The organism is Streptomyces sp. NPDC051677 (genome assembly GCF_044453465.1).
Taxonomy (GTDB): Bacteria; Actinomycetota; Actinomycetes; order Streptomycetales; family Streptomycetaceae; genus Streptomyces.
Map to the genome: position 1 here is coordinate 73,582 of NZ_JBITCT010000019.1, position 25,254 is coordinate 98,835.

Sequence of the window (25,254 nt, forward strand, 5' to 3'; positions counted from 1 at the left end):
CAGGGATGTATCGCTCGATCTCGGTAGCCGTCAGGGAGGTCCCGTGGTCCAGCCATTCGTGCGCGAGCTCATGGAGAATGATGTGCTCGGTGTGATTGCGACTTGAACGGCGGCGATAAAGAATGATTGTGAACTCCGGCGCTTTGACTCGAAGACCGCATGCTGTGCCCAGGCCCCCGTCGGGATCGTCCAGTGGCACTAGTCGAATCTGGCGACCAGACACGCCCTCCATATTCTGCACCAGCGCCTCGATACTGAAAGGAGCAGGGATGGGGAGATCGGCGAGTAGTCTCTCGCATTCTTTTACGAGTGCGCGCTGTGAACGGTCTCTACGCCAACGCATGGTCGCTCCATTGACATGCCGCTGAGGTGTTCTCTGCCAGTCCCATCCCGATACTCATGCGCGGGGCGCTAGTAGCCGGGAGCTTGTGCTTGAGGCATGCGGCGGTCGGTCGGCGCGGCCTGTGCGCTGATGGTACAAGGGGGAAAGCGTGATCCATATAGGCGGGGGTGTTGTGAAGGTCACCCGGGGCGTAAAAATCTCACAATCTGGATTCCAAGATCGAAATTAAGCGTCGATGCCTTAACCTCGATCTCTACTGACAGTCCGTCGGTTTTCCTGGCGGGCCGTTTCGGCTCTGAGGGCTGACCGTGGCTGGGCTGGGCCCCGGCTGTCACGCCGGGTGAGCGCCCGTTCCACGGCTCCGGTGGGGTGGTGCGGGTCGCAGCGGCGCGAAGGTGCTGATTAGCCAGGGTTCGGAAGAGCATGGAGCCGGTCGAGGGCGTCTGTGATCACATTGGTCCAGGGCTAGTCCGCCGCGAGGCGGAGGATGCGGCGGCGTCCGGTGGTGACGAGTTGGCCGGCTGCGGAGAACAGGCGAAGCCGCAGGTGGCGGGGTTCCCAGCGGTGGGCTTTGCCGGAAGGAGCAGGTTGCGCAGGCCGGTGGCGCGGGCCTGCTGGCGGTGCTTCGCTTTCAAGGCGCCGTGATCATGGGCAAGACCAACACCCCGGCGTACTGCCAGGACCTGCACACGGACAACAGCTGTTCGGGCCCACGCTCAACCCGCACGACCCCGAGCGCACCGCCGGTGGTTCCGTCGGCGGCCCGGCCGCCGCAGTTGCCGCCCACCTGACCCCCGCCGACCTCGGCAGCGACCTCGCGGGCTCGCTTCGGCTTCCCCGGCTCACTACTGTGGCGAACGGCCTGTGTCCCACGCACGGACTCATCCCGGCCGCGGCCACATCCCCTGCCTGCCGGGATGGATCACCAGCAGTGACATGGTCACTCCCGGCCCCTTGGCACGCCACCTCCGAGACCTTGACCTGCTCCTCGACGCGCTGACGACGCCGTCACCCGCAGAGGACAGCCCCTGGCGCGTCAATCTGCCCACGGCGCGTCGTGTAGTCGGCCAGCTCTGTGTGGCGGTGTGGGCGGAGGATGCCTCCTGTCCCGTGGACCGCAAAACGGCGAATGCTCTCCCCACTGCCGAGCAGGCGCTTGCCTCCGCCAGCGCTGACGTCCGCCGCACCGTGGGGCCGGTCGGCTTCGCCGACTGTCTCCGCCTCTTCCGGTAGCTCCTCTGCCACAGCGACGGCCGCCACCGACGACGATGCGGGGCGCGGCCGAACTCGCAGCAGCACGTGACCTCCACGAGGATGACGCGAGCCCATGGGCCACCCTTCCTCCGTCACCGAGCCCAGACACGCCGCACATGGCTCCGCGCCAACGAGGAACGCCCCCGGCTTCGCAAGACGTGGAACCGGTTCTTCGCTGACTCCGAGCACGATGTCCTCATCACGCCGGCCGCCCCCTGCGGCGATCCCGGCCGACACCCGCTCTCTCACGGTCGACGGCGTCGAGCGGAGCTTCATCGACCAGACCGGCTGGGCCAACCTCACCAGCCACGTCGGTCTGCCCAGCGTCGCCGTACCCGTTGTGCGGAACGCGGAGGGGCTCCCGATCGGCGTGCAACTCGTGGGACCGATGTACTCGGACCGATCCTTGCTTGCAGTGGCTGAATTCTTGGCGTCGCTTCTCGGAGGAGCGGCCGAGGGCATCGGTCTCTGACGCCGTTGGTCAGAGGGACGGGCGCGGCTCGGTCCATGTTCGGAACGCACGTGCCCAAGGCGCGGCCGTCCTCGGCAGGGGCGGGCACATGCTCGGCCAGTGCAGCTCGCTCACGGTCCCCGATCTGCCGGAAGCCCTGCCCTTCGGCGTAAGCCTTTCCTCCTGTTCGGTGTAGGTCAACGGGATATCTCCTTCAGGCGGGCTGGTAGTGGGAGGGACCAGGAACGGGCCACCTGGTGCAAGCCGACCAGTGTGCAGTGGGTGCGCTGGACGAGTTCGGAATCGTGGTGGGTCATGCCGCCGTCCGGTCGGCCGAGGCGTGACGGCGGGTTCGTCACGAGCGGCCTCCGCCCGTGGAGAGGCTGGCGAACCCGTCATCGAGGTCGGAAAGGCTGTCCAGCATGCGGCGGATGGCGGTCTGCCGCTCGTTCCAGTGCCGCTTCAGGTCGGCTTCCGCTTCGGGGCGAAGACCGTATTCGGCGGTGGTCGCGCCGTAGAAGCTGAACAGCATGTACAGCAATGCGACCCGGGCGCAGGCCCGTACTTCCCCCTGGGGGAGGCTGGGGTTCTCTTCGTGGTAGGCGCTTACCATCGCCAGCGCGCAGGCTTTCCACTCCGGGCTGGTGGCCACAGTGCGCGGATCGAACGCGGCCCGGCCCAGCTCCCAGGCCAGCATGCCGGTTGCGCCCCGGAAGTCGATGACACCGGTGACGGCATCGGCGAGGACGATCATGTTGGTGCGGCTGAGGTCCGCGTGCAGTGCCTGCTCCACGAACGTGCCGGGCAGGTGCTTCCGTAGCTTGTGGACGTGATCCTTGAGGTCCTCCCGCCGCTGAGCGAGGTCCGTCCGTAGGTGCTCGAGACTCTCATGCCCCTGCCGCAGGGCCGTGGCCAACACGGTGTCGCACTTGGCGACCGCGTCCTCGGCCGTGCCCGTCCGCCAGCGAGACTGCTGCACGCGCCTCGGCAGCGGGTAGGCAGCCAGTACCCGGTGCATGCGCCCCATCACCGTGCCGGTGTGTTCGGCGAGGGGCACCGTCATCGCCGCGGTGGTCACGCGGCCGGGCGCCTCATCAACCACGGCCCAGGCGCTGCCTTGCGCGATCGTGACGAGGTTGCCATCTGCGTCGTCCCAGACGCGCGGGATGGGAAGTCGCGCGGCCCGGCAGTACTCCGACATGTCCCATGCGGTACGGGCCGCCTCCAGGTCGGCGCCTGACCGGTACTCCTTGACGAACAGCCGTATCCCGTCGTCGGTCAGGACCCGCCGGTTGATCGTGTCGGTGCCCATGTGCACGGGCTCGACCACGTTCGCGACGAGCCCGTACCGCTCCTCCAGCACGTCAGCTGTCACCGCCGCGTTCCAGTCCGCCTCGGTCATCCCAGTCACCGGTCCGTGGAAGAGGGGCGGCGCGCGGTGAGGACGGTGAACCTGTTGTCCTCCACGAGGAACCCGCCCTCCGCGAAGGGGGCCAGGGCCTCGGTGAGTGCCGTCTCGAAGGCATCCTGGCGGTCGCCGAACAGGTGCGAGGCCGCGAACGAAGTCGAGTACAGGTAGCCGATGACTTCAGCGATGCTCCATTCGCGGCGAACAGGGATGGTCGCGGTGGTGACCTCGCAGAAGGCGGAAGCACGCAGCACTTCCTCGTACGGCGGCCCGGGCGGGCCGAAGACGCCGTCCCCTGCACGCCGCTGCTCTCCGAGAAACTGCTGGACGACGGCTCGGGCGGCTTGTTGCCAGGCACTCTCGGCGGTCCAAAGGCTGCGATCGCTGAACACTGCAAGCACAGCGCTGGGGTCGACGTACTCGGCCAGGCGGTCGAGGAAGCGGGGCTGGTCGAGCCAGTGGAAAACACGGCCACAGGTCACGAGGTGAGGCTGCCATCCCGCCGGCGGTTCGAAGTCCTCTGCCAGCGCGTGCCGGATCTGCAACCGCTGACCGCCGGAGAGCGCGGGACGGAGCACGGCCTCAGCTTCGGCGCACATCGCCGGGCCGGAGTCGACCGCGATCACCTCGTCGAAGTACGGGGCGAGTGTGCTGGCAACGAGCCCTGGGCCGGTGCCGATGTCCAGCAGGCGCCGTGGAGAACTCGCGGGCGCCTCGTGTGCGAGGAGGGCGGCCAGACTGGCTGGAATGCCGGGGCGGAAGCGCCGGTAATAGGCGGCAGTTCCGGCAAAGGCGTTCACGAACCCCACCCGCCCCACATGCGCGCGCCTGTCTCCTGGCGCAGGTTCTCCAGCATGGTGTGGGCCTCATCGACGAGCCCGATGTCGCGATGAGTGATCCCCCAGGACAGCGAGTCGAGCGCGTCCAAGGCCGCGTACGCCCGGCATGCCGCCGCCTCTTCCTCGGTGAGCTGGCGGCCGTATCCGTGGTGAACGGCGGCAAGGAGATCTGGGTGCTGCAGAAGGATCCGGTAGCGAAGGCGGCTGAAGTCCCGGCGGGCAGCGGGCTGAAGTTCCGCCCGCTCGAAGTCGATGATCCGAAGCCGTTGCTCAGCCTCGTCCCACATCCAGTTCTTGGGCATGTAGTCGCCGTGCGCCGCCACCTGCGGCAGACGCGGCGGAGTTTCCTTCACGAGTGCACGCACCATCGTGATCTCGTGCTCCGGTACGTGGGAGGCAGCATCATCCAGCAGCTTCGCGGCCGTCGTGCCCCACGCCTCCTCTGTCACGTTCGAACTCGGCTCGTCAGCCGCCGCGGTGTGATGCCGGGCCAGGAGTTCACCAGCCTGCTCATACGCCTTGCGCTCCTGCTCGGCCGGCAGCCGTAGCGTGTCCAGGCCGCGGCCGGGCACGGCGGTTACCAGGACGGTAAGCGTCTCCGCGTCCGAAGCGATGAGCTCGGGTGCACGGTCGGCGCCCAGCGAGACCGTCCACTTCCGGTACGCGTCGACCTCACGCCGGTGCAGCTTCGGGCCGGCGTGCTGCTTGGCGAACCATCGCTCGCCGCAGAGTCCGTTGATCTCCCAGAGCGATGGTCTGATGTCGCCGGGCCGGGGGTGCTCGGCAACCACGGTGTAGGTGTCGGTCACCGATTCCACCAACTGGTGGAGTGCACTGGGCATATCGGTCACGTTTAGTGCGCCCTTCCATTGGTCAAACCACCCAGCCCGATAGCAAAGGGTGATTGATTGGGTGCTCTTGGTATTCGCGCGAGGATGGGGAGTGTGCCACGGGGGACTGACAACTCGGTCTGAGCTGGTCATGCAGGGGCCGCGGCACGGAGGACCGTGCCAGAGACCATCTCGAGTGGCTTGACCGTCAGGCCCGGGCCAGCCACCTCTGCCGCTCGGCATCGGTGACCAGGCGCTGCTGGTGGTCGAGTTCCAGGCGGGCGAGTTGGGCGTAGTGCTCGACCACTCCGGTGCCGAACGCGGCGTGGGCCAGGGCACTTTCCTGGAAGGCGGTCAGGGCGTCAGCGAGGGTGGGCGGCACAGGGGTGCCGCCCCCGCTGTAGGCGTTGCCGGCCGCTTCAGGGCCGAGGGAGAGCTGTTGCTCGATGCCGTGGTCGATCGCCGCCAGTACCGCGGACAGGGCCAAATAGGGGTTGGCATCCGCTCCCGGCACACGGATTTCCAGATGGAGGCCCTCTCCGTGACCGACGACGCGGACAGCGCACGTGCGGTTGTCGTGGCCCCAGTGGAGCGTGGTCGGCGCGAACGAGCCGGGCGTGAATCGCTTGTAGGAGTTGACGTTCGGGGCATAGAACGGGCCCAGCTCTGGCAAGCCTGCGAGCAGCCCCGCGATTGCGTTCCGTCCGATCTGGGACAGCTCGTATTCGTTGTCAGGGGCGTGGAGTTGGCTGAGGGCTTTCGACCACAGTGAGACGTGCAGGTGCAGGCCGTTGGCCCACGCGGTCTCTGGGGCCGCCATGAACGTGGGCGCCAGACCGGCGCGCGTCCCCAGCGTGCGCACCGCGTGCTTGAACAGCAGGTGCCGGTCGCAGGCGGTGAGCGCGGGTCCGTACGGGAAGGTCACCTCTACCTGGCCGGGGCCGGCCTCGGTCTTGATCGCTTCCACGGGCATGCCGGCCCCGGCCAGTGCCCGCTGCAGGCGGCGGAAGAACCGGTCGCAGGCGGGGCCGTGGTCGAGGGCGTAGTCAAGATTCTCCATCGTCACAGGCCGCAGGCGCTGGTACCCGGCCTGTTCCGCTTCCGCGTACGTGCCCTGGTAGAGGGTGAACTCGGTCTCGATTCCCGCTTTGGCCTGGAGGCCGTGCCGTGACAGCCGGGTCAGCTGCTGATGGAGGATCTGGCGGGGCGCGACCTCGATGGGGGATCCGTCGTGGTGCACGGCGTCGCCGAGGACGATGGCGGAGCGCGGCAGCCACGGCACCACGCGCAGGGTGCCGAGAGCCGGCTGTACGGACAGGTCCTGGTAGCCGCTGTCCCACGAGGTCAGCTCGAAGCCGTCCGCCGGGCTCATCTCAGCGTCGGTGGCCAAGACGTAGGCGCACAGTTCGGCACCGTGATGCGCGACGCGCTTGAGGAAGTGGTCGGCGTCGTACCGTTTTCCCTTCAGCCTCCCCAGCAGATCGGGAACGGCCAGCAGCACGGTGTCGATCGCGCCGCCCTTCACGAGGTTGCGCAGGTCGGTCAGGGACAGGGCCTTCTCCGAGCGCGCACCCGATGCGGCAGCCGCCGCTACGGCCAGGCGCGGGGCTGTGCCGTTGCTCGTTGTGGTCATCACACGACCTCGTCTTCGTACTCGCCCGTCGAGCGGTCGAAGTTCTGGGCCGGCACCTCGTACGTGCTGCCCTGCTTGTGCCACCACCCCCACGCCAGCGCGAGCACGACGAGCAGGGCCACCGGCGCGTAGTTGAACGTGTCAACCGTGGCGAGGGCGCCGCCCTCGGGGCGGGTCTGGGGCAGACAGAACAGGACGGTCACGAACGCCACCCAGATGACGGCGATCGTGCCCACCATCACGCCCCAGCCGCCCAGGTTCCACGGGCCGGGCTTGAACCGACGCCGGTTCTTGACCCGCAGGAAGATCGGGATCGCGTACGCCGGTGTGATGCCGATGACGTTGATACTGGTGATCGCCGCGTACGCGACCGGGCTGTACAGACTCGGCAGCGCCAACACCGCGGCGCACACCACGGACAGCAGCACCGCCTTGCGCGGGGTGCCGGTACGACGATCCACCTGCCGCCACAGCTGAGAGCCCGGCAGCGCTCCGTCCCGAGAGAAAGCGAACACCATCCGGCTGGCGGCCGCGGTCTCCGCGTTGCCGCAGAACAGCTGGGCGACGATCACGACCAGGAGCAGCGCCTTCGCCCCTGCCATGCCCAGGGCGTCAAGGAAGATCTGTGCCGGCGGCACCCCGGTTGCCGTGCCCACGGTGCCCGCGTAGTCCTGGATCGCGAAGGTGAGTCCGGCCAGCAGCACGAACCCGGCCAGCCATGACCAGCCGATCGAGTGGATGATCCCCCGGGAGGCGGACACCTGGGCGTCCGTGGTCTCCTCTGACAGGTGCGCGGAGGCGTCGTAGCCGCAGAAGGTGTACTGGGCCAGCAGCAGGCCGAGCACCGCCACGTACAAGGGGCTGGACCAGCCGGTGTTGTTGACGAACTCGCCGAACACGAAATCAGACGACTGGTGGTGGGAGGGCACAATCGCCAGCGCGCCGACGATCACGGTGACGCCGGCCAGGTGCCACCAGACGCTGATGCTGTTGAGGATGCTGACCAGCCGGACTCCGAACAGGTTCAGCGCGAGATGCAGGGCGAGGATGCACAGGAAGATCACCATGATCTTGCCGGGGGTCGGCTCGAAGCCCCACTGCAGGTTGAGGAAGGCGCCCGTGAACAGCGCGGCCCCGTAGTCGATGCCGGCGATCGCACCGAGCAGGCCCAGCAAGTTGAGCCAGCCCGTGTACCAGCCCCACTTCCGTCCGCCGAGCTGCTCTGCCTGGTAGTACAAGGCACCGGAGGTCGGATAGGCGGAGGTCACCTCGGCCAGCCCGGCGCCGATGAACATCACCATGGCGCCCACGACGACCCAGCCCCACAGCATCACGGACGGGCCGCCGGTGTTCAGACCGAACCCGTACAGGGTCATGCAGCCGGACAAGACGCTGATGACAGAGAAGCTGATCGCGAAGTTTCCGAACGGCCCCATGCGCCGGGTCAGCACTGGCTCGTAGCCGAGCTCCCGCAAGTACGCGTCGTCGGGCTTCCGGGCTGTTGCGCGATGACCAGGACTCAATCGAGACATGGGCAACCTCCAAGATTCAATTGAAAATAAAGCGGACAAGTTCATGCCAACCGGTCACGGATGGGGCCAGGCACGGGGGCGATGTGTGCGGGCGAAGGAAAGGGACTCTGCACGCGCTCTCAGGAGCAGCGCCGTAGCGGGGTCTGGTCCCGCGGCCCCGTCATGCACTGAGGCCCACGGCTCGCGAGCCGCATATGGGCCCATCGCCTCGAACACCTCGGCGGCTTCCACGTACTGGTGGCCCGCCCACAACGCGTAGGCGAGAAGGTTCAGATCGGCCACCGATCGCTCCCGAGCGGGAGCCTTGCGGAACCAGTCGTAGAAGGCATTCAGCGTGTAGTCGAGCGTCGACTCTTGCGCCCACTGCCGCCGCCACAAAGGATCAGCGTTCGACCGTCGCCGCTGCTCGACCTGGGCGTACGCCGGCAGCAGCAATAACGGCGAGCCAAGGGGCCGCTGTGAGGCCACCGACCGCCCGAAGTCGAACATGCCGGCCAAGGACGCGGCCCTTGGTGTGTCCAGGGCGAGCATGAACTGCAGCACACGGTGGTAAGCCTCGCGGTTGTACGGGTCACGCTGGTTGACCTCGTACAGCAAACCCCACGGACCGCTCGGCAACATGGGCTCGGCGGGTGCCACACGGTGCTCATGACGCAGCTGCCGGGTATCAATCTGAGCCAACGCCACGAGGCACACCCACGGCACCGGATCCTGCGGCGCGCGACGCGCTGCGAGCAGCACATCTCGCCGCGCCCTGAACTCCAACTCCATGGTTCCCGGATGTCGTTGGCGGTGTGCGCGCAGCGCCCGCTCTACCGCTACGCGAGCGCCCATCAGTTGCGCGTCGTAGCTGCCGGGCTCCTCGTCGAGCCATACGCCGACCACATCCGACCGGGCCGCCGCCACGGCCAACAGCTGGGTGCGCGATGTGCGCAACGCCCAATGCACGCCTGTATCCAGAAGGAGCTTCCCGGCCGTTCTCCATCGCCCCGCCTCCAACTCGACGAGAGCCACGCGCAACTCTTCGTCGTGGCCGGCCGGGTGGTACACAAGACGCATCACGCGCCCTCGAATCGGCGCCAAGGACGTTCCGAAGGCTGAATCGAGCTGCTCGCCTGAGGAACACGAGCAGTTCGACTCGGTGTTTCTTTCCGGTGGGGCGTGAGTGTCATCGAGGGCCTCAGAGGGGATTTGGGGGATTGGGCAGCAGAACGGAAACGCGAACGGTTCAAGCGACGAGAAGCGGTTCGCTAAGGCGTGCAGATCGTCCTAAAAATGAATCTGGCCGATCATGCCTGCAACGCCGGTAACAAACCGATTGATGCTTGGTGCCATTGAGGTACTCGCCAGGAAGAATCCGAAGAGACTGCACACGATGGCGTGCACGGCATTCAGTCCGCTCTTCTTGACGAAGATGAAAACGAGAATGCCCAGGAGCACGACGGCGGAGATGCTAATGGCCACCGCACACCACCCAGTGGCAGCGCAGTCCGGCGGGATGAGGTGCGTCAAGCAGACGCCGGGGCGACAGGAGCGGGCTCCTGGCCGCCCCTGCTCGTGTGGCGGAGGGCAACGTGGACTCCGTTGGAAGAGAGCAGCGACAGGTTCGCGTTTCCCCGGAACTCGACGAGTAGCAGTTGGGCCGAATGATCACGCTCTCATCCGGTTCGTCTCCACGCCGTGCCGCGGGAGCCCCAACACTGACGGCAAAACGTGCCGTGCACACATTCCCAGGGTGATATCACTTGTGTGATTCCAGCTCTACAAGGCGTAGTTGAGATTGCACGCTCTCGCTGATGGGGAGGCATGACGTGCGTCAGCAGTCGCTGCGAAGCTGCGGCCGGTGCGGTGGCCCGCTGAGCAACTACAACACCGACACCCAGTGCTTCGCGTGCGCGCGCACCCGAACCCTGGAAGTGCCGACACCTAAGGTGCCGGAATACGTCTGGTTCGACCCAGATGTACGCAGCGCGCTTGCGGCGTGGGACTTCGGGCAAGCCAGCCGACTGATCCGGCTACGCGGCTCCCTCCGCCAAGACGACATGGCCCAACTCTCCGGACTGAGTCAGGCGTTCCTGTCCATGCTGGAGGCGGGCAGTCGTCGTCTCACCAACATCGACAAGATCGTCCAGTTCGTGTCCGGTCTTGGCGTTCCTGCCGAACTTGTTCCCCTCCCCCTCCCACGGGCCGCCGTCACAGTGCCGCCACCTCTGGTGCCCTTCGCGGGTGACGCCGATCCAACCCTGCCCTGGACCACGGCCCGTATGGTGGCAGCACTGGAAACCGCGGTAGGAGGTAGCGCCATGGACCGCCGACGATTCCTCACCGCCAGCGGCATAGCACTCACCGCATTCGTCAACCAATGGGACAGTTCAGAAGCCGAACCGCTTTGGCGCGCGGCCGAGGGAAGCCGCCTCTCCCACGACCTGCTCGATAGCCTCCAGCACACGACCGACAGCCTGCGGACCATGGACGCGAGCGGCGGCAGCGGCACCCTCACGGACCTGGGCAACAAGCACCTCCAGTTCCTCAAGCACCTCGTGGAACACACCTCGTACGACGAGGCAATAGGCCGGCGACTTGCGGCGATCATCGCCGACACTGCTACCCAGACGGGATGGTTCGTCTTCGACTCCGGCGAGCGCGACCGGACACTCGGCTACCTGTACGCCGCGCTTCGCGCAGCCAAAGCCTCAGGAGACGTCCGGCTCGGGGCCGGCGCCCTGTCGTACCTCGCCATCCATGGCTACTCCACTGGAGCGCCGCATCACGCCGTCGCTGCAGCACGGACAGCACGGGAGAAGGTCAAGAAGCTCGGTACACCCGCCCTCGAAGCCATGCTGCTGACCCGACAGGCGCGCGGGCACGCGAAACTCGGCGAGCGCCAAGCGGCGCTCGCTGCACTTGGACGAGCGGCAGAGCTCTGCGCCCAGGGGCGCTCAGAGCACGATCCAGAGTGGCTGTACTGGATCAACGAAGGCGAAATCTACGGACAGAGCGGCAGTTGCTACCTCGACCTGGGCGACGCACAAAGCGCCATCGCTGGCTTCACCAAGGCGCGAGAAGCCCTCAATCCGAGTGACCACCGAACCCGGGGCCTCTTCCTCACGCGCGCCGCCACTGCCCGCTTTGAGCAGGGCGACGTCGAAGCCGGGTGCGCCACAGCACATGAAGCCCTCGACCTTGCTGATCAACTCCAGTCCGCCCGCCTGGATGACCACATCGACGTCATGCTCCGCCAACTACAGCCGATGATTTACAGCCCGTACGCTCAAGGCGTACTGGAACGAGTGGCCGCCGTGACGGGAACAGGGAGCCGAACTTGATTGGGACCCAGCGGATCCTCGTGCTGTGGGACATCGATCGCACGCTGCTGTACGTCGGCGACATCGACCGACAGGTCTACCGCGAGACGTTTGCTGAGATCGTCGGGCGCCCCTCAGAACACTTGCCAGCACGGGGAACCGGCGTCACCATGCCCCTCGCGATCCGGTCACTGCTTCTGGACAATGGCGTCTCGGAGTCCGATGTCCCCCGCTTGGTGCCTCGCATGGTGGAACTCCTTCCGCACCGTCTTGCTGCACATGCGAAGGACCTGCGCGAGAAGGGCATCCTCATGCCGGGCGCCATCGCAGCCCTGAAGGCGGTCCATGCGCAGTTGGACCTCGTGCCCACCGTCGTCACTGGGAACCTCAAGCCCAACGCGCTTCTGAAGCTCGAAGCCTTCAACCTCCAGGTCTTCCTCGACCCAGAGATCGGCGGATACTCCTCGGACGACGACCACCGTCCTGCCCTCGTCGCCGTCGCGCAACAGCGTGCCCAGGCCAAATGCGGGACGGTTTTCACCCGATCTAACACGGTCATCGTCGGAGACTCTCTCGAAGACGTCCGTACTGGCCTTGAGGGCGGCGCTTCTGTGATTGGAGTCGCTTCGGGCAAGACGACCGCCGATGAACTTGCCTCGGCCGGAGCCGACTTGGTTCTCGACAGCCTGGAAGACGTGCCGCGGCTCCTGAACGCGATCACCGCTACTACCCGGGGTCGCTGCTGAAGGCGACTGCACAGCCGCGCGCGCTTCAACTGCGGGTATTACGTGAGTGATACCGGCACGGCGTACCCACGCCTACGCTGTCTGACGCAGACGAGAAACGGGGGTGCGATGCCAAGGCCCGCTCGCGTATGCGTTGGCTGCGGATGCCGATTGAGCCAGTACAACGATGAAGACTGGTGTGCCGCGTGCGTACGTGACAGGCGTCTCGGCACCCGCCTCCAACGCCGCGTCCCAGACCACGTCTGGCGCGAGGCTGAAGTCCAAGCTGCGATCGCCGCATGGGACTTTGGCCGAGCAAGCCGTCTCATCCGCGAGAGGGCGAAGCTCCGCCAGGACGACATGGCCCACATGACCGGACTGAGCCAAGGCTTCCTGTCCATGCTCGAAGCGGGCACCCGCCGCTTAACGAACCTCGACAAGGTCGCCAATTTCCTCAGGGGCATCGAAGCACCCGACATCCTGCTCCCGCCGCCGTTCCGTGAACAACACCCGGGCTCGACACCGCTTCCCCTGCCGCACCCGGGACAACCCGTCGGCGTCGATCAGGTTGCGACTGGAGAGCGGACAGAGGGCCTGCGCGAACTCGCAGCACAAGCAGCTGCACAGTCATTGCAGTTCACGGAAGAGATCACGAAGAGTAACGTAAGCGATGTCGAACTCGAGGGACTAGAGTCCAAGATCACCCGGATCGCGGCGGACTACGTTCACGCTCCGTTGTATCCGCTCTTCCACGACCTGCTGTCCACGAGAGACAGACTCTTCTCCCTGCTGAGCGGCCATCAGCCCCCAGGACAAACCCGCGAACTGTACCTGCTCGCTGGCACGACCTGCCTGCTCCTTGCCCACGCGTCACAAAACCTTGGCGACCAGGAGTCGGCGATCGCCCAGCTCCAGACGGCCTGGGCCTTCGCCGGACACGCCGACCACAACGATCTCCGCGCATGGGTCAAAGGCACCGCGGCACTGATCGCAGAATGGTCGACTCACCGGCGCACAGCTCTTGAGTACACCCAGCAAGCGATCCGGCTCGCCCCCGACGGTGAGACACGGATCAGGACTGCGGCCATCGAGGCCCGGGCAGCGGCACGTATCGGAGACCGGAGCACGGCTCTGTCCGCGCTCAAGGAAGTCGAGCGCGCCCGTGAGCAGCGAACAGACCCTAACGGACTCACACGATTCGGAGGGCTGCTCACCTTCCCCGAAGCCAAGCAGGCGTACTACATCGGCGGGACGTACGCTCTCCTCGGCGAACACGAGCTGGCCGAGCAGCACGCTGCCGCAGCGATCCATTTGTACGAGACGGGCCCGACGGAGCAGCGATCGTACGGCGACGAGGCCCTGGCGCGCCTCGACATCGTCACTGCCCGCATCGCCGCTGGCGAGATCGAGGGAGCTGGCGAACAGCTCCAACCCATCCTCGAACTGCCAGCAGACCGTCGCATCCGACAGCTCGGCGACGCCGTTCAAGGAGTAGCTAGGCTTCTGGAAGACCCACGGTTTGCCAGAAGCCGGGTTGTCCGCGAGCTTGCCGACGCCGCCCGCGGCTATCAGGCGATCGACACCAGAGCGAAGGCCCTCACCTCATGACAACGACGGTCTCTCCTGAGTCCGCTGCCCGCATGGCCTGCCGGACATCAGGTCTAACAGACCGCTCCCTCGTCCCGCTTCACCACCACGCCACCTCCGTGTTCCTCCTCGCCGCAGAAGACATTGTGGTGCGCGTGAGTCCCATCTCGCAGCAGCGAAACCTCTCGATGGCCGTCTCACTCACACGCTGGCTCGTCGCGAGCAACTTTCCGGCGACAGAACCCGCAGACGTGCCCCAACCGGTGGCGTACGAGTCCTACGCCGTCACGTTCTGGCGGCACTATCCGCAACCCGAATGCGGGCGGCCTCCGACCGGCCGGTTGGGCGACCTGCTGCGAACCCTGCATTCCCTGCCGACCCCGCCGATGACACTGCCGCGGTACCAACCGCTTGCCTCGTTCAAGACCGCTGTGGAATCCAGCACCTACCTGGCACGGAACCAGCGTGCGTGGCTCATGGAGCGCCGGCAGGAACTCCTGAATTCCTATGCAAAGCTGGACTTTCCCTTGGGCCATGGGCATCTCCATGGAGACGCCTACCCAGGCAACACACTGTGGGACGCTCAGGACTGCAGGCTCGGAGACTGGGACGAAGCCGCTTTCGGACCGCGAGAGATCGACTTGGCTAACACCTTCCAAGGAGTCCGATTCGGACGTACTTCGGCAGAACTGGATGACTTCAGTCTCCGGTACGGATACGACATCAGGCAGTGGCCAGGACTCTCCGTCCTGGTTGGAATCCGAGAGCTACACACCCTCGGCTCCTTCATCCGACGTGCGGATTACGGTGACCTGAGTGCCGCCAAGCAACTGTCCTATCGCATCGAAACTCTGAAAAACGGGGACAAGCAAGCCCAATGGGGCGCGGCCTGAATGAAGCAACCGGGACGCTGCTGCCGGTACGACAAGGGCGCCTACGTACGACCGAGACGATCAGGTTGGGCTCCGTCCACGGTCCGCTGGATGCGCTGAGAAGTCGTACACCGCGAAGTCTGTCACTGGGCGGTAGCCGATGCGCTGGTACAGGCTGTTGCTGGTGGGGTTGGCCAGGTCCGCGAACAACAGAACCTCCGTCGCGCCCGCCGCCACTCCGGCCCGACTGACCTCGGCCGTGACAGCCCCCGCGTAACCCCGGCCGCGCAGCTGGGCCGGGGTGTAGACGGGGGCGACCCGGATCTGGCCGGCGACTATCGGGGTCACGCCCGCCATCGAGACGGGGGTACCGTCAGGGGTCTCCCAGAACGTGACGCGTCCGTAGACGATGCGCGTGTCAGCCCAGGAGCCGGCGTCCGCGGAGACGACTTCCCCAATGGCCTCAGCGAACTCGCGGTACCAGAGCATGAGTTGCGTGCGGTCCTGCTCGCCTGCGACCCGGCCCTGGCCCCCTGGATGCGGCTCCGGTGGGGTGAGAGTGCCAAGGCGATACAGCCGCTGGCGCTCACGGAGCGTCGATGTCGCACCGGTGTGCCGTTGCCATGCCTCGGCGAAGGCTGCGGCGGTATCACGGTCCGCGCTGACACCGGGGAGCGTGACACCGAGGGCGGCCAGGTGGGCGGCGAGGGTGTCGGCCTCGTCGGGGGTGAGGGGGGTGAGGTTCAGGCGGCGGGGCGGGGTGCGGAAGTAGGTCGCGTGGACCTTGCCCGCCCGCTTCAGCATGCCGAAGACGGGGGGCTGGGCGCCGTATGCGTGTGGCCCGCGCGTACGCAGCGCCTCGGTCACCGTCAGGGGGATGGTGTGCATGGCGGGACGCGAGTGTAGGAAGTCTCCTGCGCGAGCCAGGAAGCTGTTGACGTCATCGGTGATGTGCCAGTCGTCCGTGCGCATGCCTCATGATCCCGCGCGTTCACCGACTGCGCCCGTGGTTTTCCGACGGGGCGAGGCTGACGGGGCGCTGTCAGGCGCCGCATCCTTCCGCGTACTCCGGATGTGGGGCCGTCGCCTGGCAGCCGTGCGGGTGCACGTCCCGGAACGCGTGCTGCTGGGCCGGTTCGAACATCATGCGCTGCAGGGTCCCCTCGTGCCGGAAACCGTACTGTTCGGCAGTGACAGGGTGAAATGCCGGAACTCCTCGTCGCACAGAGTGTCTGGAACCATCTCGACGACGATCCCAAGTGATGAGTCGTCGTTCGAAGAAACCGGTCGAGGAAGGCGCAGTGGTACTGACACCCTTGCGTGATGCTGTTCAAGCTCACCGGATCCAGTTGCTCGGGGAAGACGACACTCGCATATGCCGCGGCCGACAGGCTCCGGAAGATCGCCGTGCACGACTTCGATGAACTGGGTGTGCCGGAAGGTGCCGACCGGCACTGGCGCCATCGCATGACTGAGATGTGGTTGCGCCGTGCGCTGGCGTATCAGGACAGGGGCATCGACCTGCTCATCACCGGACAGTCCCCCTTGGGTGAAGTCCTGGCCGCGCCCTCCGCCCCACTGCTGGACGGCATCGCCATGTGCCTGGTCGATGTCGCCGACGAGGTTCGGCGGGCTCGTCTTGCCGATCGTGACCCCGGGCGGTGGGACACTCAGGAGGTCGACGCCTTCCTTGGCTGGGCCGAGTGGCACCGCAAGCATGCTCTCGACCCCCGTCACCGGACTCACGTCATCGTCGGTGACGGCTGGCCCGAGATGGTCTGGCACCGCTGGACCGGCTGGAACGCCGATGATCCCCGATGGCGCACCAAGTTGCTCGACACCACGCACCGACCAGTCGCGGAATCCGTGGACCAGGTCGAGCAGTGGATCATCGAGCAGCGCCAAGCACACCGGTTCGGCCGACTCGCCCTGAGCCACGGCTGGGCCCGTGATTCGTCGTAACCATGACAGCCGTCGGGATCGCCCATCCAGTTCTGCATTCGGAGCAGGGTGTAGCTCGCGCTGAGGGAAGATCGTGGTTCAGGCCGTGAGTTGGTATCGGTGCTGGCGGGGGTGGGGTAGAGGCATTTGTGTTCGCGGGCGAGGTGGTAGTGCCAGTACTCCTGGAAGTCGCCGTTGTTGGTCAGGCCGCGGAGATTGAGGGCGGCGGGCCCCAGGGCCTCGGGCCGCATGACGATGCCCTTTGCCGTCGACCTGCAGGACCAGGGTGGCGGCGGTTTGCCGGCAGTGGGATCTTGTGCCGACAGAAGGCGTCGATGTCCGGGCCGCTTCGATGACCAGACCTTCGGCCTGCCGTTTGCCCTGTCCCTTCCCGAACCGCCGGTCGATGGCCGCTACGGCTTGGTCGTAGGAACCGCAGACGGCCTCGGCGACCGCAAGCCGGTGCAGGCCGTGGAAGTGCCGGCCGACGGGCCAGGACAGCTCCGCGTCGGCGGGATGCCGCTGGACAGCCCTTCTGCCGCCAGGGGCACCGCTCGACGGTGACCGTCCCGAACACGCGGGTCAGCTCGCGATGATGGCCCATCTCCCGATACGGGCGGGCCAACCCGTCCGCACTCACGACCACGGCGGAGCCCACGCCGTGGGGCTGTTTCCGCTCCAGGTGGGCACGCCAGCTGCCGGCAGTCTGGCTCGCCGTTCTCCGACTGCGGACCGCATCATGTCCCTCAAGGGGGAATGCAGACGCGACAGCCATAAGTCCCCGATCGGAGCTGAACCGCGTCTGGTATAGCCGCTGATGCGCCTGGGCCAGAAGGACTTCGACTCAGCTCGGTATCAGAGGCGACATCTTGTTCCGCTATGCTGGTCCGAATTAGTGGAGGCGAGTGGCCGCGGAGTCCCTCAGAGTCTCAAGATTTCGGCCTGCCGCCCATAAGCACCGTAGCAGGGTGCCCATTGACCAAGATTGAGTGCGAAGCATTGATTTCGAAGGCCGCATCTTGCAGGCTACGGGCAATGATTTCAGACGTCCTGCGCGAGCACAAAATAACAAAGTCCCCATGGGTCGGGTGCAGGACGCGGTCGAAGCTTTTGGCCATTGCATTCGCGAAATCAGGGTAGGGCATTTTGAGCTCTTCATGCTCGCCCCAAGGTGGATCTGTCACGATCACGTCGACTCCACCATCGGGGACAGATGGCAAGGTCAGTGCATCGTCAGACAAAAAGCCAACCCGCTTGTCCGTTGTCATCTCGCGCGGGAAGTTCGGGCGGAAGGATCGCAAGTCTCGGTCTGAATACCAGATCTCGTGAGCTGGAAGCTCAAGGCGTGCCTGTACGAAAGAACCGCTTCCCGCGAAAGGATCAAGAAAGATGTCCTTTGGGTGTGGACGGGAAGCATGCACCAGCATTGCAGATAGCTCGTAGGAAATCGCACCCTTTGCTTTCGGCGGGCGCTCTGGTTTTGGCAGACGCATGCAGAGCAGCAGTTCGCGCATGTCAAGTCGGCCAATCACCCAGTACTCCTGGCACTTGCCACGAGGTTCTAGGCGTGCTCTCGTCTGACCGGCGATCGCCCTTTCGAGAGCGCTCTTGGATTTTTGACTAACCGAGGAAAGCTCTCCGTCAATGTGAATCATCGTGCGGAAAGCGTTGATCTTCGGAGATTGATTTGGAAACCGAATCTTGTTTACAGAGCGGCTAAGCTGCTCGACTCCCCTGTCGATATTTCCTCGAGCGGTGCTGGTTAGCACTATAAAGGCGTTCTTCGCAAAGGGGAGCGACGCAACTTCCTTTGCAGGCGATCTTGACTCGAAGATGACTGCGCTGTCATCGCGGTAGAGTACGTCGACGTCCCGAATCTGGTTGGAGATTGCGTCGAGGAGTAGATCGCTGGTCCCAGCCGCATATTGCATGAAGTAGCGCACCGTGACAGTGTACCGTCGACAGATCTGAGACACCCAGCGCCCAACGTGCACTCCGTGGGTTTGCACATCGTCGTTGATCGTGGTGTGGATATACCGGGGCTGGCTGTCCATGATCCCTTCGCGGGCCCCGGCGGGGCCGGGGCCAGGCAGGGGCGGTGCGCGGGCGGCCGGAGGGATCGAAGGAAGAGAAGCGGGTCACTGTTCGCCCTCGTGATCCCGGTCCCGCGTGCCTGACCAAGGTCGGTGAGGTCGGTTTCACGGCTTCTTCCCCTCTTCCGATACCAGTCGGTCGACGGCGGGCCCTACAACCGCCGCCTCGCGGCCCACAGGCTGCCAGACGCTGTAGCGTCGGCCGCGCAGGTAGTCTAGGTGCCCGTGCAGCACCGCGACGGTCTGCAGGGCGACCAGCCCAGCGAGTGGGGCCCAAACCGTGCGGTCGCTGCGTGCTGTGGCACCCAGCGCCGGTAACACGTTCGACAGTCGGCTAGTGGCGGGGCGGTAATGCAGCAGGCTCCGAGCGCTGGCGTGCTGGCAGACCACCCGCCGCCGCTGGCCATACAGGTCGGAAACGCGCCGGGGCGGGAAGTTGCGGACGTGTGCCCCGGGCACGTAGGTCAGTTGCCCGCCGTCCCGGATGACCAGCGACTCGATCAACACCTCGTCGCAGTGCACGCCACCCGGCAGCGACCGCGGCAGGGCAGACCGGCGGACGGCGATGGTCTCGCCGAGCTTGGGGGAGCGGCGGGCCACCTCGTGATGCAAGCGCCACAGCACGTCGTGCAGTCGGGCGGCGAAGGTGGGCCGCCCGGTAGCCGTGCTGAGCACCTGCGGTCCGGTCATTGAGCAACGGCGGTCCGCGGCCATAGGGGCTGTCAGGCGTTCGACCAGGCCGGGGCTGGGCACGATGTCGCCGCCGGAGATGACGACGACCTCGCCGGTGGCTTCGGAAAGGAAGGTGCCGATGGCCGCCACCTTTCCCTGCCGCCGCTGTCGCTCCACCACCCGCACGCGGTCGTCGCCCCGGGCGTGTTTGAAGATGGTCGCCACTGTGTCGTCGGTGCACTCGCAGCACACCACGATGATCTCCGTGATGTCGGCGGTGGCGGTCTCCTGGTCCAGGAACGCCTCAATGACCTCGCCGATGGTGTCCGCATCGTTGTGGGTGAAGATGCCAACGCTGACTTGCAAGGGGCCTCCTTGGCCGTCGACCACTATCAACCTGCGACCTGTTCGGCGAACCACTGCAGCGCTTCCGCCCGGCTTCCCGGCGCGACCGCGTACTCGCAGACGACGAGTTCGTCCACGCCGGCCTCGGTGTAGCGGGCCACCTGCTCGCGCATCGCAGCGCGGTCGCCGGCCATCACCGCCTCCCAGGGACCGCCAGGCAGGACGGGCAGATGGGTCGGTGTGATCATGGTGATGGCGCCACGCCGGATGTCCGCGATGTTCCTGCCGACGGCCCGGCAGTGCTCGTCCAGTCGGCCGCGCAGCCGGGCCACCGCGTAGGGGTCGGCCCATACCGTCCAGCGGTCGGCGTGCCGGGCCACCACGTCCAGCACGTGCCGCCCGAGGCCGCCGACCAGTAGAGGGATCTTGGTGCCCTGGTCGCGCAGTGTTCCGCGGATCGCTGCGCACGCCTCCTCCAGCCGCTCCGCGCGCTCCACGATCGGCGGGAACGGGATGCCCAGCGCTTCGTGCTCCTCGCGCGAGCCGCCCGCCCCGATGCCCAGCACGAACCTTCCGCCCGTGATCCGGTCTAGGCTGAGCGCCGCCTGCGCGATCAGAGGCGGGTGCCGGAAGGTGTTGGCAGCCACCAGGGTGCCGATCCCAACCTGCGGGACGGCGGCGCCCAGTGCGCCGGCGGTTGTCAGGCAGTCGAGCAGCCAGCTGCCGTCCTCCGCGAGGACGTGGTCGCTGAGCCAGATCGCGTCGTACCCTGCGCGCTTGACTGCGGCAGCCTGGGTGAGCAGTTCCGGCCAGGACAGCCGTTGCTCGGCCAGCCAGCTGAACCTCATCGTCGTCCTACCGCCCGTCCGCAGTGGCAGTGCCTTCCGAGATACCCCGGGCGGTGGGTCGGCCACCGGCGTACGGCCCTGCCAGGAGTCGGCGCTGCTGCTCGGTCCACGGGTGGTCCATGCTGGCCCACGGTGACTGCCGCTCCCACTGCATAAAGCCGGGCGCGTACTTGTACAGCAGCGCGCGCCGCTCGTGAGGAGCGGACCAGGGGATGGAGCCGTGAGTGACCGCCTCCGTGAAGATGACCGCGTCGCCAGCTTTCATCGGCACGTGCATCACCGGCGGGGTCTCGCCGGTGATGCCTTGGATCTCAGCGGGTACCGGGAAGTTGGACTTGTGGCTACCCGGGATAGCGCAGAACCCGCCGTCGCCGGGGCCCACGTCGGTGAGTGCGTACGACACTACGACTAGGCCGTTGAACATCCGGCCGTCGCGCACCGTGTATGACTGCGACGGGTCGTAGGGCGTGGCACCGTTGTGCAGGTGGTGCGGAGTAGTGGTGCCGGCACCCGCGCGCATGAAGATGGCATAGCTGTGGTCCAGCCGCAGTTCCGGCCCCAGCAGTTCCTCCAGCGCAGGCAGTACTGCCGGGTGGTCGACCAGGTCGCGGAACTCCTGCCCCCAGTCGGTGAGCAGGCCGTTGGCTATGTCCACCGGTCCTGCTGCCTCATCGGAGTTGCCGTTCTCCAGAACAGGGAAGCCAGTGTGGACGTAGGAGGTCTTCTCTAGCAGCTCCGGGACGCCTGCCGCGTCCACCGCGCTGTTCAACTGCTTCAGTTGCCCGGCGTCGAGCACGCCGCGCAGCACGATGTAACCGTTGAGGTCGAAGAGGTAGCGCTCGGTCTCGTTCATCATGAGCTCCTGAAGGGGCATCAGGCCAGCTGGTCGGTCGCGGCGGTGGGCTCGGGTGAGGGGAGAGACTCGGGCGTGGGGAAGGAGAGGAAGGTGCCGGAAGCGTCGTAGTACGCGGAAGGGTCGGGGCGCTTGTCGGTCAGCACGGTGGGCCGCACGATGGGGCCGAGCGGCTGCTTGGGCGGCCGGGAGAAGATCACTTGGTGCGCGGTGTCCACCTCGGCGGTGCTGGCGCGACAGTCGCTGAGGGGGTTGTCACGTGTGTAGAGGTAGAACACCTCCGGGATCATCAGGTGGCGTCCGCCGGCCAGTTCAAAGGCCGGCACCATGATGGCCGTGTCGTAACACGCCATGAACCACTCGCCGTTGTCGAACGTGAAGTCCTCCGGGGTGAGCTGGGCGAACAGTTCGTAGCGCATGGATCGCAGGTGGTTGAACCAGGTCGCGTCCGGATCGTCGCGCCCGGTGAAGGCCCGGTAGGCGTTTGTCGCCACGACCTCGTCGGGGAAGTTCAGCGCCGGGGTGACGAGGTCGTCTCGCGGATCGCAGATGTAGCTGCCGTGGGTGAGCAGCGGCCGGTACGTGTCGTAGTACCAGCGGAGCCGCTCCAGGACGCGTGGGTGGATCAGCCGGTCGTCGGCGTCCACGAAGACGATGACGTCCTCCGGCTCCGGCTCCAGTAGCCGGGCCGCGTGGTAGAGGTTGTACAGTGCGCCCCGGCGCTCCTCGTTGACCACCGACATCCAGCCCTGGTCGGCGCAGAAGTCTGTGATGAACTTGGCTTGGCGCGGGTCGTCGGAGGCGTCGTCGACAACGCACACGTCGAAGGCAGGATCGGTCTGTGCGGCCACCGACCGCAGACTGCGCTCCAGGTAGGGATAGCAGTTCCAGCCGGGCATGAGGATCTTGAATCTCATCTGACTACCTCCGTGTTGTGGTTGATGTCCGCGTAGGCGCGGGCCGTTCGGTTCTCCATGAGTTCGATGGCGAAGTTGTCGCGAGCACGCTCGGCGGCGGCGCGGGCCATCAGCCGAGCCTGCTCCGGGTGCGCCAGCAGGTCGTCCACGGCGTCTGCGAGCGGGCCCGCGACACCGGGGAGCACGAGGACACCGGTGCCGTCGGCGATGAGGTCGGGCAGCCCGCCCACCCGGGTGGCCACCACGGGCACGCCGCTGCTCATCGCCTCGATCACCGCCCGCGGGGTGCCTTCCGTGTCCGAGGGGCACACCAGTACATCGGCGCCGCGCAGCAACCGGCCCACGTCGCGGCGCAGTCCCGCGAAGCACGTGCGGCCCGCGAGCCCCGACTGCTCGGCCAGCGCGCGTACCCGTGCCTCCAGCGGACCGCTGCCGATCACTACGAAGTCCAAGTCGGGCCACCGGTCGGCGAGCAGTCGGGCCGCTTCCAGAAACAGGTCGGGGCGCTTCTCCGGCGACAGGCGGCCGACGTACACCATTCGCCGCGCGGCGCGCACGCCCAGTTGCTCGGCGAGATAGTCACGCGGCGCGTCCGGCAGCGGGCGCACGCCGTTGGGAATGAAACGGACGGTGCGCAACCCCTTGGCGTCCAGCCGCGCGGCCTCCTGGGCACTGGTGGCGACCACGAGGTCCGCAGCCCGTAAGCAGAACTCGTTCAGCCTGGTGAGAGCCCGGAAGAGAGGGCCGTTGCGGACGAAGCCGTGCACGCTCATCACCAATGCAGGCCGGTGCGCCGCCCGTCGCCGGCGTCCCCACCGCAGCAGCGCGGCGACGAGGTCGGCGCGGTAGCCGTGGGAGTGGACGACGCTCGGCCGACGCTCGGCTATCGCGCGGCAGACAGCGGCGTACCAGCTGTACAGACTCTCGCCGGGGACCTCAACGCACTCCACGCCTCGATCCCGCAGCAGCGCCGCGAAAGACGGGTTGACCCCGAAGCTGACCACTGCGACCTTGGTGCCCGCGGCATGCTGGGCTTCGGCGAGGTCTGCGATGTGAAGGTCGGCGCCACCGATCTCGCTGGGCGGGCGCGGTCGGATCAGGTGCATCACAGAGTGCGGATCCGTCATGCCCGGTCCCTCCAGTACCGCTCGGCGGGCGTGTGACCCGCGCCGACGGAGGTGCCGTACGCGGTCAGCGCCTCCCGGCGCCGGTCGGGCTCCTCCCACAGCACTGGATGCTGGGAGACGTAGCGGTCGATCGCATCGAGCTTTGCCTCCCAGTCCGCGGGGCTCGCGTGGTGCACCATCGGTCCGACGGGTCTCAGTGTCTTCTGCCAGCCACGGCAGCGGTCGTACAACGCGTAGGGAACGTCCTCGTACCACAGCAACGGTTGCCCCAGCCGCCGGGCTGCAGCGGCGGTGATGCGGTGGTCGACGTGGCCGCCGACCGCGAGCGGCGCCAGCAACACCTCCGCCTCCCGCACGGTTGCCAGGCTGGTGAGCAGCCGCACGACCTCCGCGATGACGTCCGGCTCGATGCCGTACGGGTCGGGGCCGCCCTCGGCGTCATCGTGCGGTTCAACAGCGGCTGTCTCGCACCCGGAGCCGAAGCCTGGGCCGAAGATGTCCTGACCTGCCGGGTAGCGAGGGTTGCCAACCGCATCGCGCCGGTACAGCGCTTCGGGCAGTCCCAGCCGCACCGGGGTGGCGCCGAGCCGGGCCATCGCCGCGTCATCCTCCGCGCGGCGGTGGGCCATGGCGTCGTCGCCATGGCCGCAGGTGCGGTGAAACTCGCGGGCGGCGGCCGACAGCGGGCCCTGGGGGTCGCCGTCGAAGACGGTGACCGCAACCACGTCCGCGCCAGCTGTCGCAGCGGCTGCCACGGCAGCGCCGCAGGACAGGGCGGTGTCGTCCAGGTGCGGCGACAGCACGACCAGCCGTGCGGAGGCCGTGAAGGGGTTTGTGATGTTCTCGGCCATGCGCTCCCGCCCCTTCAATAGCGGGGCAGGTCGCGCGGGGGGCCGCCAACCATGTTCAGGTATTCATGGAAGTCGAGACCGAACAGGGCGCGGCGTTGCTGGCTGAGACCGGCCTGCACCTCTGGCGTCATGCTGAGCGCCATGTTCTCCTGCTGCCGGATCCAGGGACGGCAGTAGTAGGCGAGGATGCCCATTCGCCGTGCGTCCTGGGAGACGTTGGCGCCAGTGCCGTGCCAGATGCGCCCGTCGACGGCAAGCGCGGTTCCGGCCGGGCCAGTGGCGGGTACCAACGTTCCCTCCGGAGGCGGCCCGTCGAGCAGATGGCTGCCGGGCGCGACCAGGGTGGCACCGTTCTCCACGGTGAAGTCATCCAGCATCCAGATCACGTGGGCCGCAAGTGCGTGCGGCCACGGCCGCTCCGCCCAGTCCTGGTCCCAGTGCGGCACCATCGCCGTGCCGCCGGACCCGGTGATGTTGGCACTCAGGTTGGACACCAGTGGCTTTGGTCCCAGCGCGGTCTCCATCAGAGCGAGGGCGCTCGAATGCTCGGCGAGCCGGAGGAAGGTTTCACCGCGGTTGAAAAGTGACCAGACACGCTGGTTGGAGCCGTTTGAATACAGGTAGTCGGTTCCTTCCCGTACCTCTTCCTCCGCGGCCTGCGCGACGGCTTCGCGTATTTCTCTGACCTCGGTGTTGGAAAGCGCACCGCCGAGCCGGGCGCATCCGAAGGCGGCGAGGTCTTTACGGGCCGTCTCCAGATCGTCCGCTATAGGTGGGAGTTCGGGATGGGCTGCGGAAAGTCCGGGATGAACCTCATAGTTCGACACC

24 protein-coding genes and 1 pseudogene are annotated in these 25,254 nt (G+C 66.7%); 8 read left to right on the forward strand and 17 right to left on the reverse strand.

Annotated features, from left to right (window positions below; all coding sequences use genetic code 11):
• Positions 1-745: 745 nt before the first annotated feature.
• Positions 746-928: pseudogene (locus ACIBAF_RS23295) on the reverse strand (transposase); the annotation flags it as partial.
• Here ACIBAF_RS23295 and ACIBAF_RS23300 point away from each other — a divergent pair.
• The gene (locus tag ACIBAF_RS23300) at positions 849-1,343 is read left to right on the forward strand and encodes an amidase family protein (protein ID WP_399465336.1); all 495 of its coding nucleotides are present in this window, start codon (positions 849-851) and stop codon (positions 1,341-1,343) included. The pseudogene ACIBAF_RS23295 and the gene ACIBAF_RS23300 sit on opposite strands and share 80 nt — an antisense overlap.
• 444 nt (positions 1,344-1,787) lie before the next feature.
• Positions 1,788-2,069, forward strand: a complete 282-nt coding sequence (locus ACIBAF_RS23305) for an amidase family protein (protein WP_399465337.1) — start codon at positions 1,788-1,790, stop codon at positions 2,067-2,069.
• A 334-nt stretch (positions 2,070-2,403) separates the two neighbouring features.
• Here ACIBAF_RS23305 and ACIBAF_RS23310 read toward each other — a convergent pair whose 3' ends face one another.
• From ACIBAF_RS23310 to ACIBAF_RS23340, 7 genes are all read right to left on the reverse strand, one after another.
• Positions 2,404-3,450: a phosphotransferase enzyme family protein gene (locus ACIBAF_RS23310; RefSeq protein WP_399465339.1), complete on the reverse strand. Its 1,047-nt coding sequence runs from the start codon at positions 3,448-3,450 to the stop codon at positions 2,404-2,406.
• A gap of 5 nt (positions 3,451-3,455) precedes the next feature.
• Positions 3,456-4,256 carry a class I SAM-dependent methyltransferase gene (locus ACIBAF_RS23315; RefSeq protein WP_399465340.1) on the reverse strand — a complete coding sequence of 267 codons (801 nt, stop codon included), beginning with the start codon at positions 4,254-4,256 and terminating at the stop codon, positions 3,456-3,458.
• Positions 4,253-5,137 (reverse strand): aminoglycoside phosphotransferase family protein, encoded by an 885-nt coding sequence (locus ACIBAF_RS23320; protein WP_360815887.1) that lies wholly within the window; start codon positions 5,135-5,137, stop codon positions 4,253-4,255. The genes ACIBAF_RS23315 and ACIBAF_RS23320 overlap by 4 nt, the downstream gene beginning before the upstream one ends.
• Positions 5,138-5,333: 196 nt before the next feature.
• Positions 5,334-6,758, reverse strand: coding sequence for a glutamine synthetase family protein (locus ACIBAF_RS23325; RefSeq protein ID WP_399465342.1), 1,425 nt, complete (start codon positions 6,756-6,758; stop codon positions 5,334-5,336).
• Entirely contained in the window at positions 6,758-8,290 is a 1,533-nt protein-coding gene (locus ACIBAF_RS23330) for an amino acid permease (RefSeq protein ID WP_399465343.1), read from the reverse strand. Before ACIBAF_RS23330 ends, ACIBAF_RS23325 begins: the two co-directional genes overlap by 1 nt.
• A 54-nt stretch (positions 8,291-8,344) precedes the next feature.
• A complete protein-coding gene (locus ACIBAF_RS23335; protein ID WP_399465345.1) occupies positions 8,345-9,349 on the reverse strand; it encodes a hypothetical protein in 1,005 nt (334 codons plus the stop codon).
• Positions 9,350-9,559: 210 nt separating this feature from the next.
• On the reverse strand, positions 9,560-9,754 hold the full coding sequence (locus ACIBAF_RS23340; protein WP_399465347.1) for a hypothetical protein: 195 nt from the start codon (positions 9,752-9,754) through the stop codon (positions 9,560-9,562).
• 347 nt (positions 9,755-10,101) lie between these two features.
• Between ACIBAF_RS23340 and ACIBAF_RS23345 the strand changes: the two genes are divergently transcribed.
• From ACIBAF_RS23345 to ACIBAF_RS23360, 4 genes are all read left to right on the forward strand, one after another.
• On the forward strand, positions 10,102-11,616 hold the full coding sequence (locus tag ACIBAF_RS23345; protein WP_399465349.1) for a helix-turn-helix domain-containing protein: 1,515 nt from the start codon (positions 10,102-10,104) through the stop codon (positions 11,614-11,616).
• A complete protein-coding gene (locus ACIBAF_RS23350) occupies positions 11,613-12,341 on the forward strand; it encodes an HAD family hydrolase (protein ID WP_399465351.1) in 729 nt (242 codons plus the stop codon). Before ACIBAF_RS23345 ends, ACIBAF_RS23350 begins: the two co-directional genes overlap by 4 nt.
• Positions 12,342-12,689: 348 nt before the next feature.
• Entirely contained in the window at positions 12,690-13,928 is a 1,239-nt protein-coding gene (locus tag ACIBAF_RS23355; protein ID WP_399465353.1) for an XRE family transcriptional regulator, read from the forward strand.
• 98 nt (positions 13,929-14,026) lie between these two features.
• Complete coding sequence (locus ACIBAF_RS23360; RefSeq protein ID WP_399465355.1) at positions 14,027-14,800, forward strand: aminoglycoside phosphotransferase family protein; 774 nt, start codon at positions 14,027-14,029, stop codon at positions 14,798-14,800.
• A gap of 60 nt (positions 14,801-14,860) precedes the next feature.
• Here the strand turns inward: ACIBAF_RS23360 and ACIBAF_RS23365 are convergent, their stop codons facing one another.
• On the reverse strand, positions 14,861-15,751 hold the full coding sequence (locus tag ACIBAF_RS23365) for a GNAT family N-acetyltransferase (protein ID WP_399465357.1): 891 nt from the start codon (positions 15,749-15,751) through the stop codon (positions 14,861-14,863).
• Positions 15,752-16,102: 351 nt separating this feature from the next.
• On the opposite strand from ACIBAF_RS23365, the gene ACIBAF_RS23370 reads away from it, so the two are divergent.
• Both ACIBAF_RS23370 and ACIBAF_RS23375 read left to right on the forward strand, forming a co-directional pair.
• Positions 16,103-16,741 carry a hypothetical protein gene (locus ACIBAF_RS23370; RefSeq protein WP_399465359.1) on the forward strand — a complete coding sequence of 213 codons (639 nt, stop codon included), beginning with the start codon at positions 16,103-16,105 and terminating at the stop codon, positions 16,739-16,741.
• A gap of 228 nt (positions 16,742-16,969) precedes the next feature.
• Positions 16,970-17,284, forward strand: a complete 315-nt coding sequence (locus ACIBAF_RS23375; RefSeq protein WP_399465361.1) for a hypothetical protein — start codon at positions 16,970-16,972, stop codon at positions 17,282-17,284.
• A gap of 365 nt (positions 17,285-17,649) precedes the next feature.
• Here the strand turns inward: ACIBAF_RS23375 and ACIBAF_RS23380 are convergent, their stop codons facing one another.
• The 8 genes from ACIBAF_RS23380 to ACIBAF_RS23415 form a co-directional block, all read right to left on the reverse strand.
• Positions 17,650-18,663 carry a hypothetical protein gene (locus tag ACIBAF_RS23380; RefSeq protein ID WP_399465362.1) on the reverse strand — a complete coding sequence of 338 codons (1,014 nt, stop codon included), beginning with the start codon at positions 18,661-18,663 and terminating at the stop codon, positions 17,650-17,652.
• A gap of 255 nt (positions 18,664-18,918) precedes the next feature.
• Positions 18,919-19,851: a glycosyltransferase gene (locus tag ACIBAF_RS23385; RefSeq protein WP_399465364.1), complete on the reverse strand. Its 933-nt coding sequence runs from the start codon at positions 19,849-19,851 to the stop codon at positions 18,919-18,921.
• A 26-nt stretch (positions 19,852-19,877) separates the two neighbouring features.
• The gene (locus ACIBAF_RS23390) at positions 19,878-20,678 is read right to left on the reverse strand and encodes an LLM class flavin-dependent oxidoreductase (protein WP_399465366.1); all 801 of its coding nucleotides are present in this window, start codon (positions 20,676-20,678) and stop codon (positions 19,878-19,880) included.
• Positions 20,679-20,685: 7 nt separating this feature from the next.
• Entirely contained in the window at positions 20,686-21,534 is an 849-nt protein-coding gene (locus ACIBAF_RS23395) for a phytanoyl-CoA dioxygenase family protein (protein WP_399465368.1), read from the reverse strand.
• A 17-nt stretch (positions 21,535-21,551) separates the two neighbouring features.
• Entirely contained in the window at positions 21,552-22,448 is an 897-nt protein-coding gene (locus ACIBAF_RS23400; RefSeq protein ID WP_399465369.1) for a glycosyltransferase family A protein, read from the reverse strand.
• The gene (locus tag ACIBAF_RS23405; RefSeq protein ID WP_399465370.1) at positions 22,445-23,575 is read right to left on the reverse strand and encodes a glycosyltransferase; all 1,131 of its coding nucleotides are present in this window, start codon (positions 23,573-23,575) and stop codon (positions 22,445-22,447) included. The genes ACIBAF_RS23400 and ACIBAF_RS23405 overlap by 4 nt, the downstream gene beginning before the upstream one ends.
• Entirely contained in the window at positions 23,572-24,426 is an 855-nt protein-coding gene (locus ACIBAF_RS23410; protein WP_399465371.1) for a PIG-L deacetylase family protein, read from the reverse strand. The genes ACIBAF_RS23405 and ACIBAF_RS23410 overlap by 4 nt, the downstream gene beginning before the upstream one ends.
• Positions 24,427-24,440: 14 nt before the next feature.
• Positions 24,441-25,253 carry a phytanoyl-CoA dioxygenase family protein gene (locus ACIBAF_RS23415; protein WP_399465373.1) on the reverse strand — a complete coding sequence of 271 codons (813 nt, stop codon included), beginning with the start codon at positions 25,251-25,253 and terminating at the stop codon, positions 24,441-24,443.
• Between the last annotated feature and the right edge of the window lies 1 nt (position 25,254).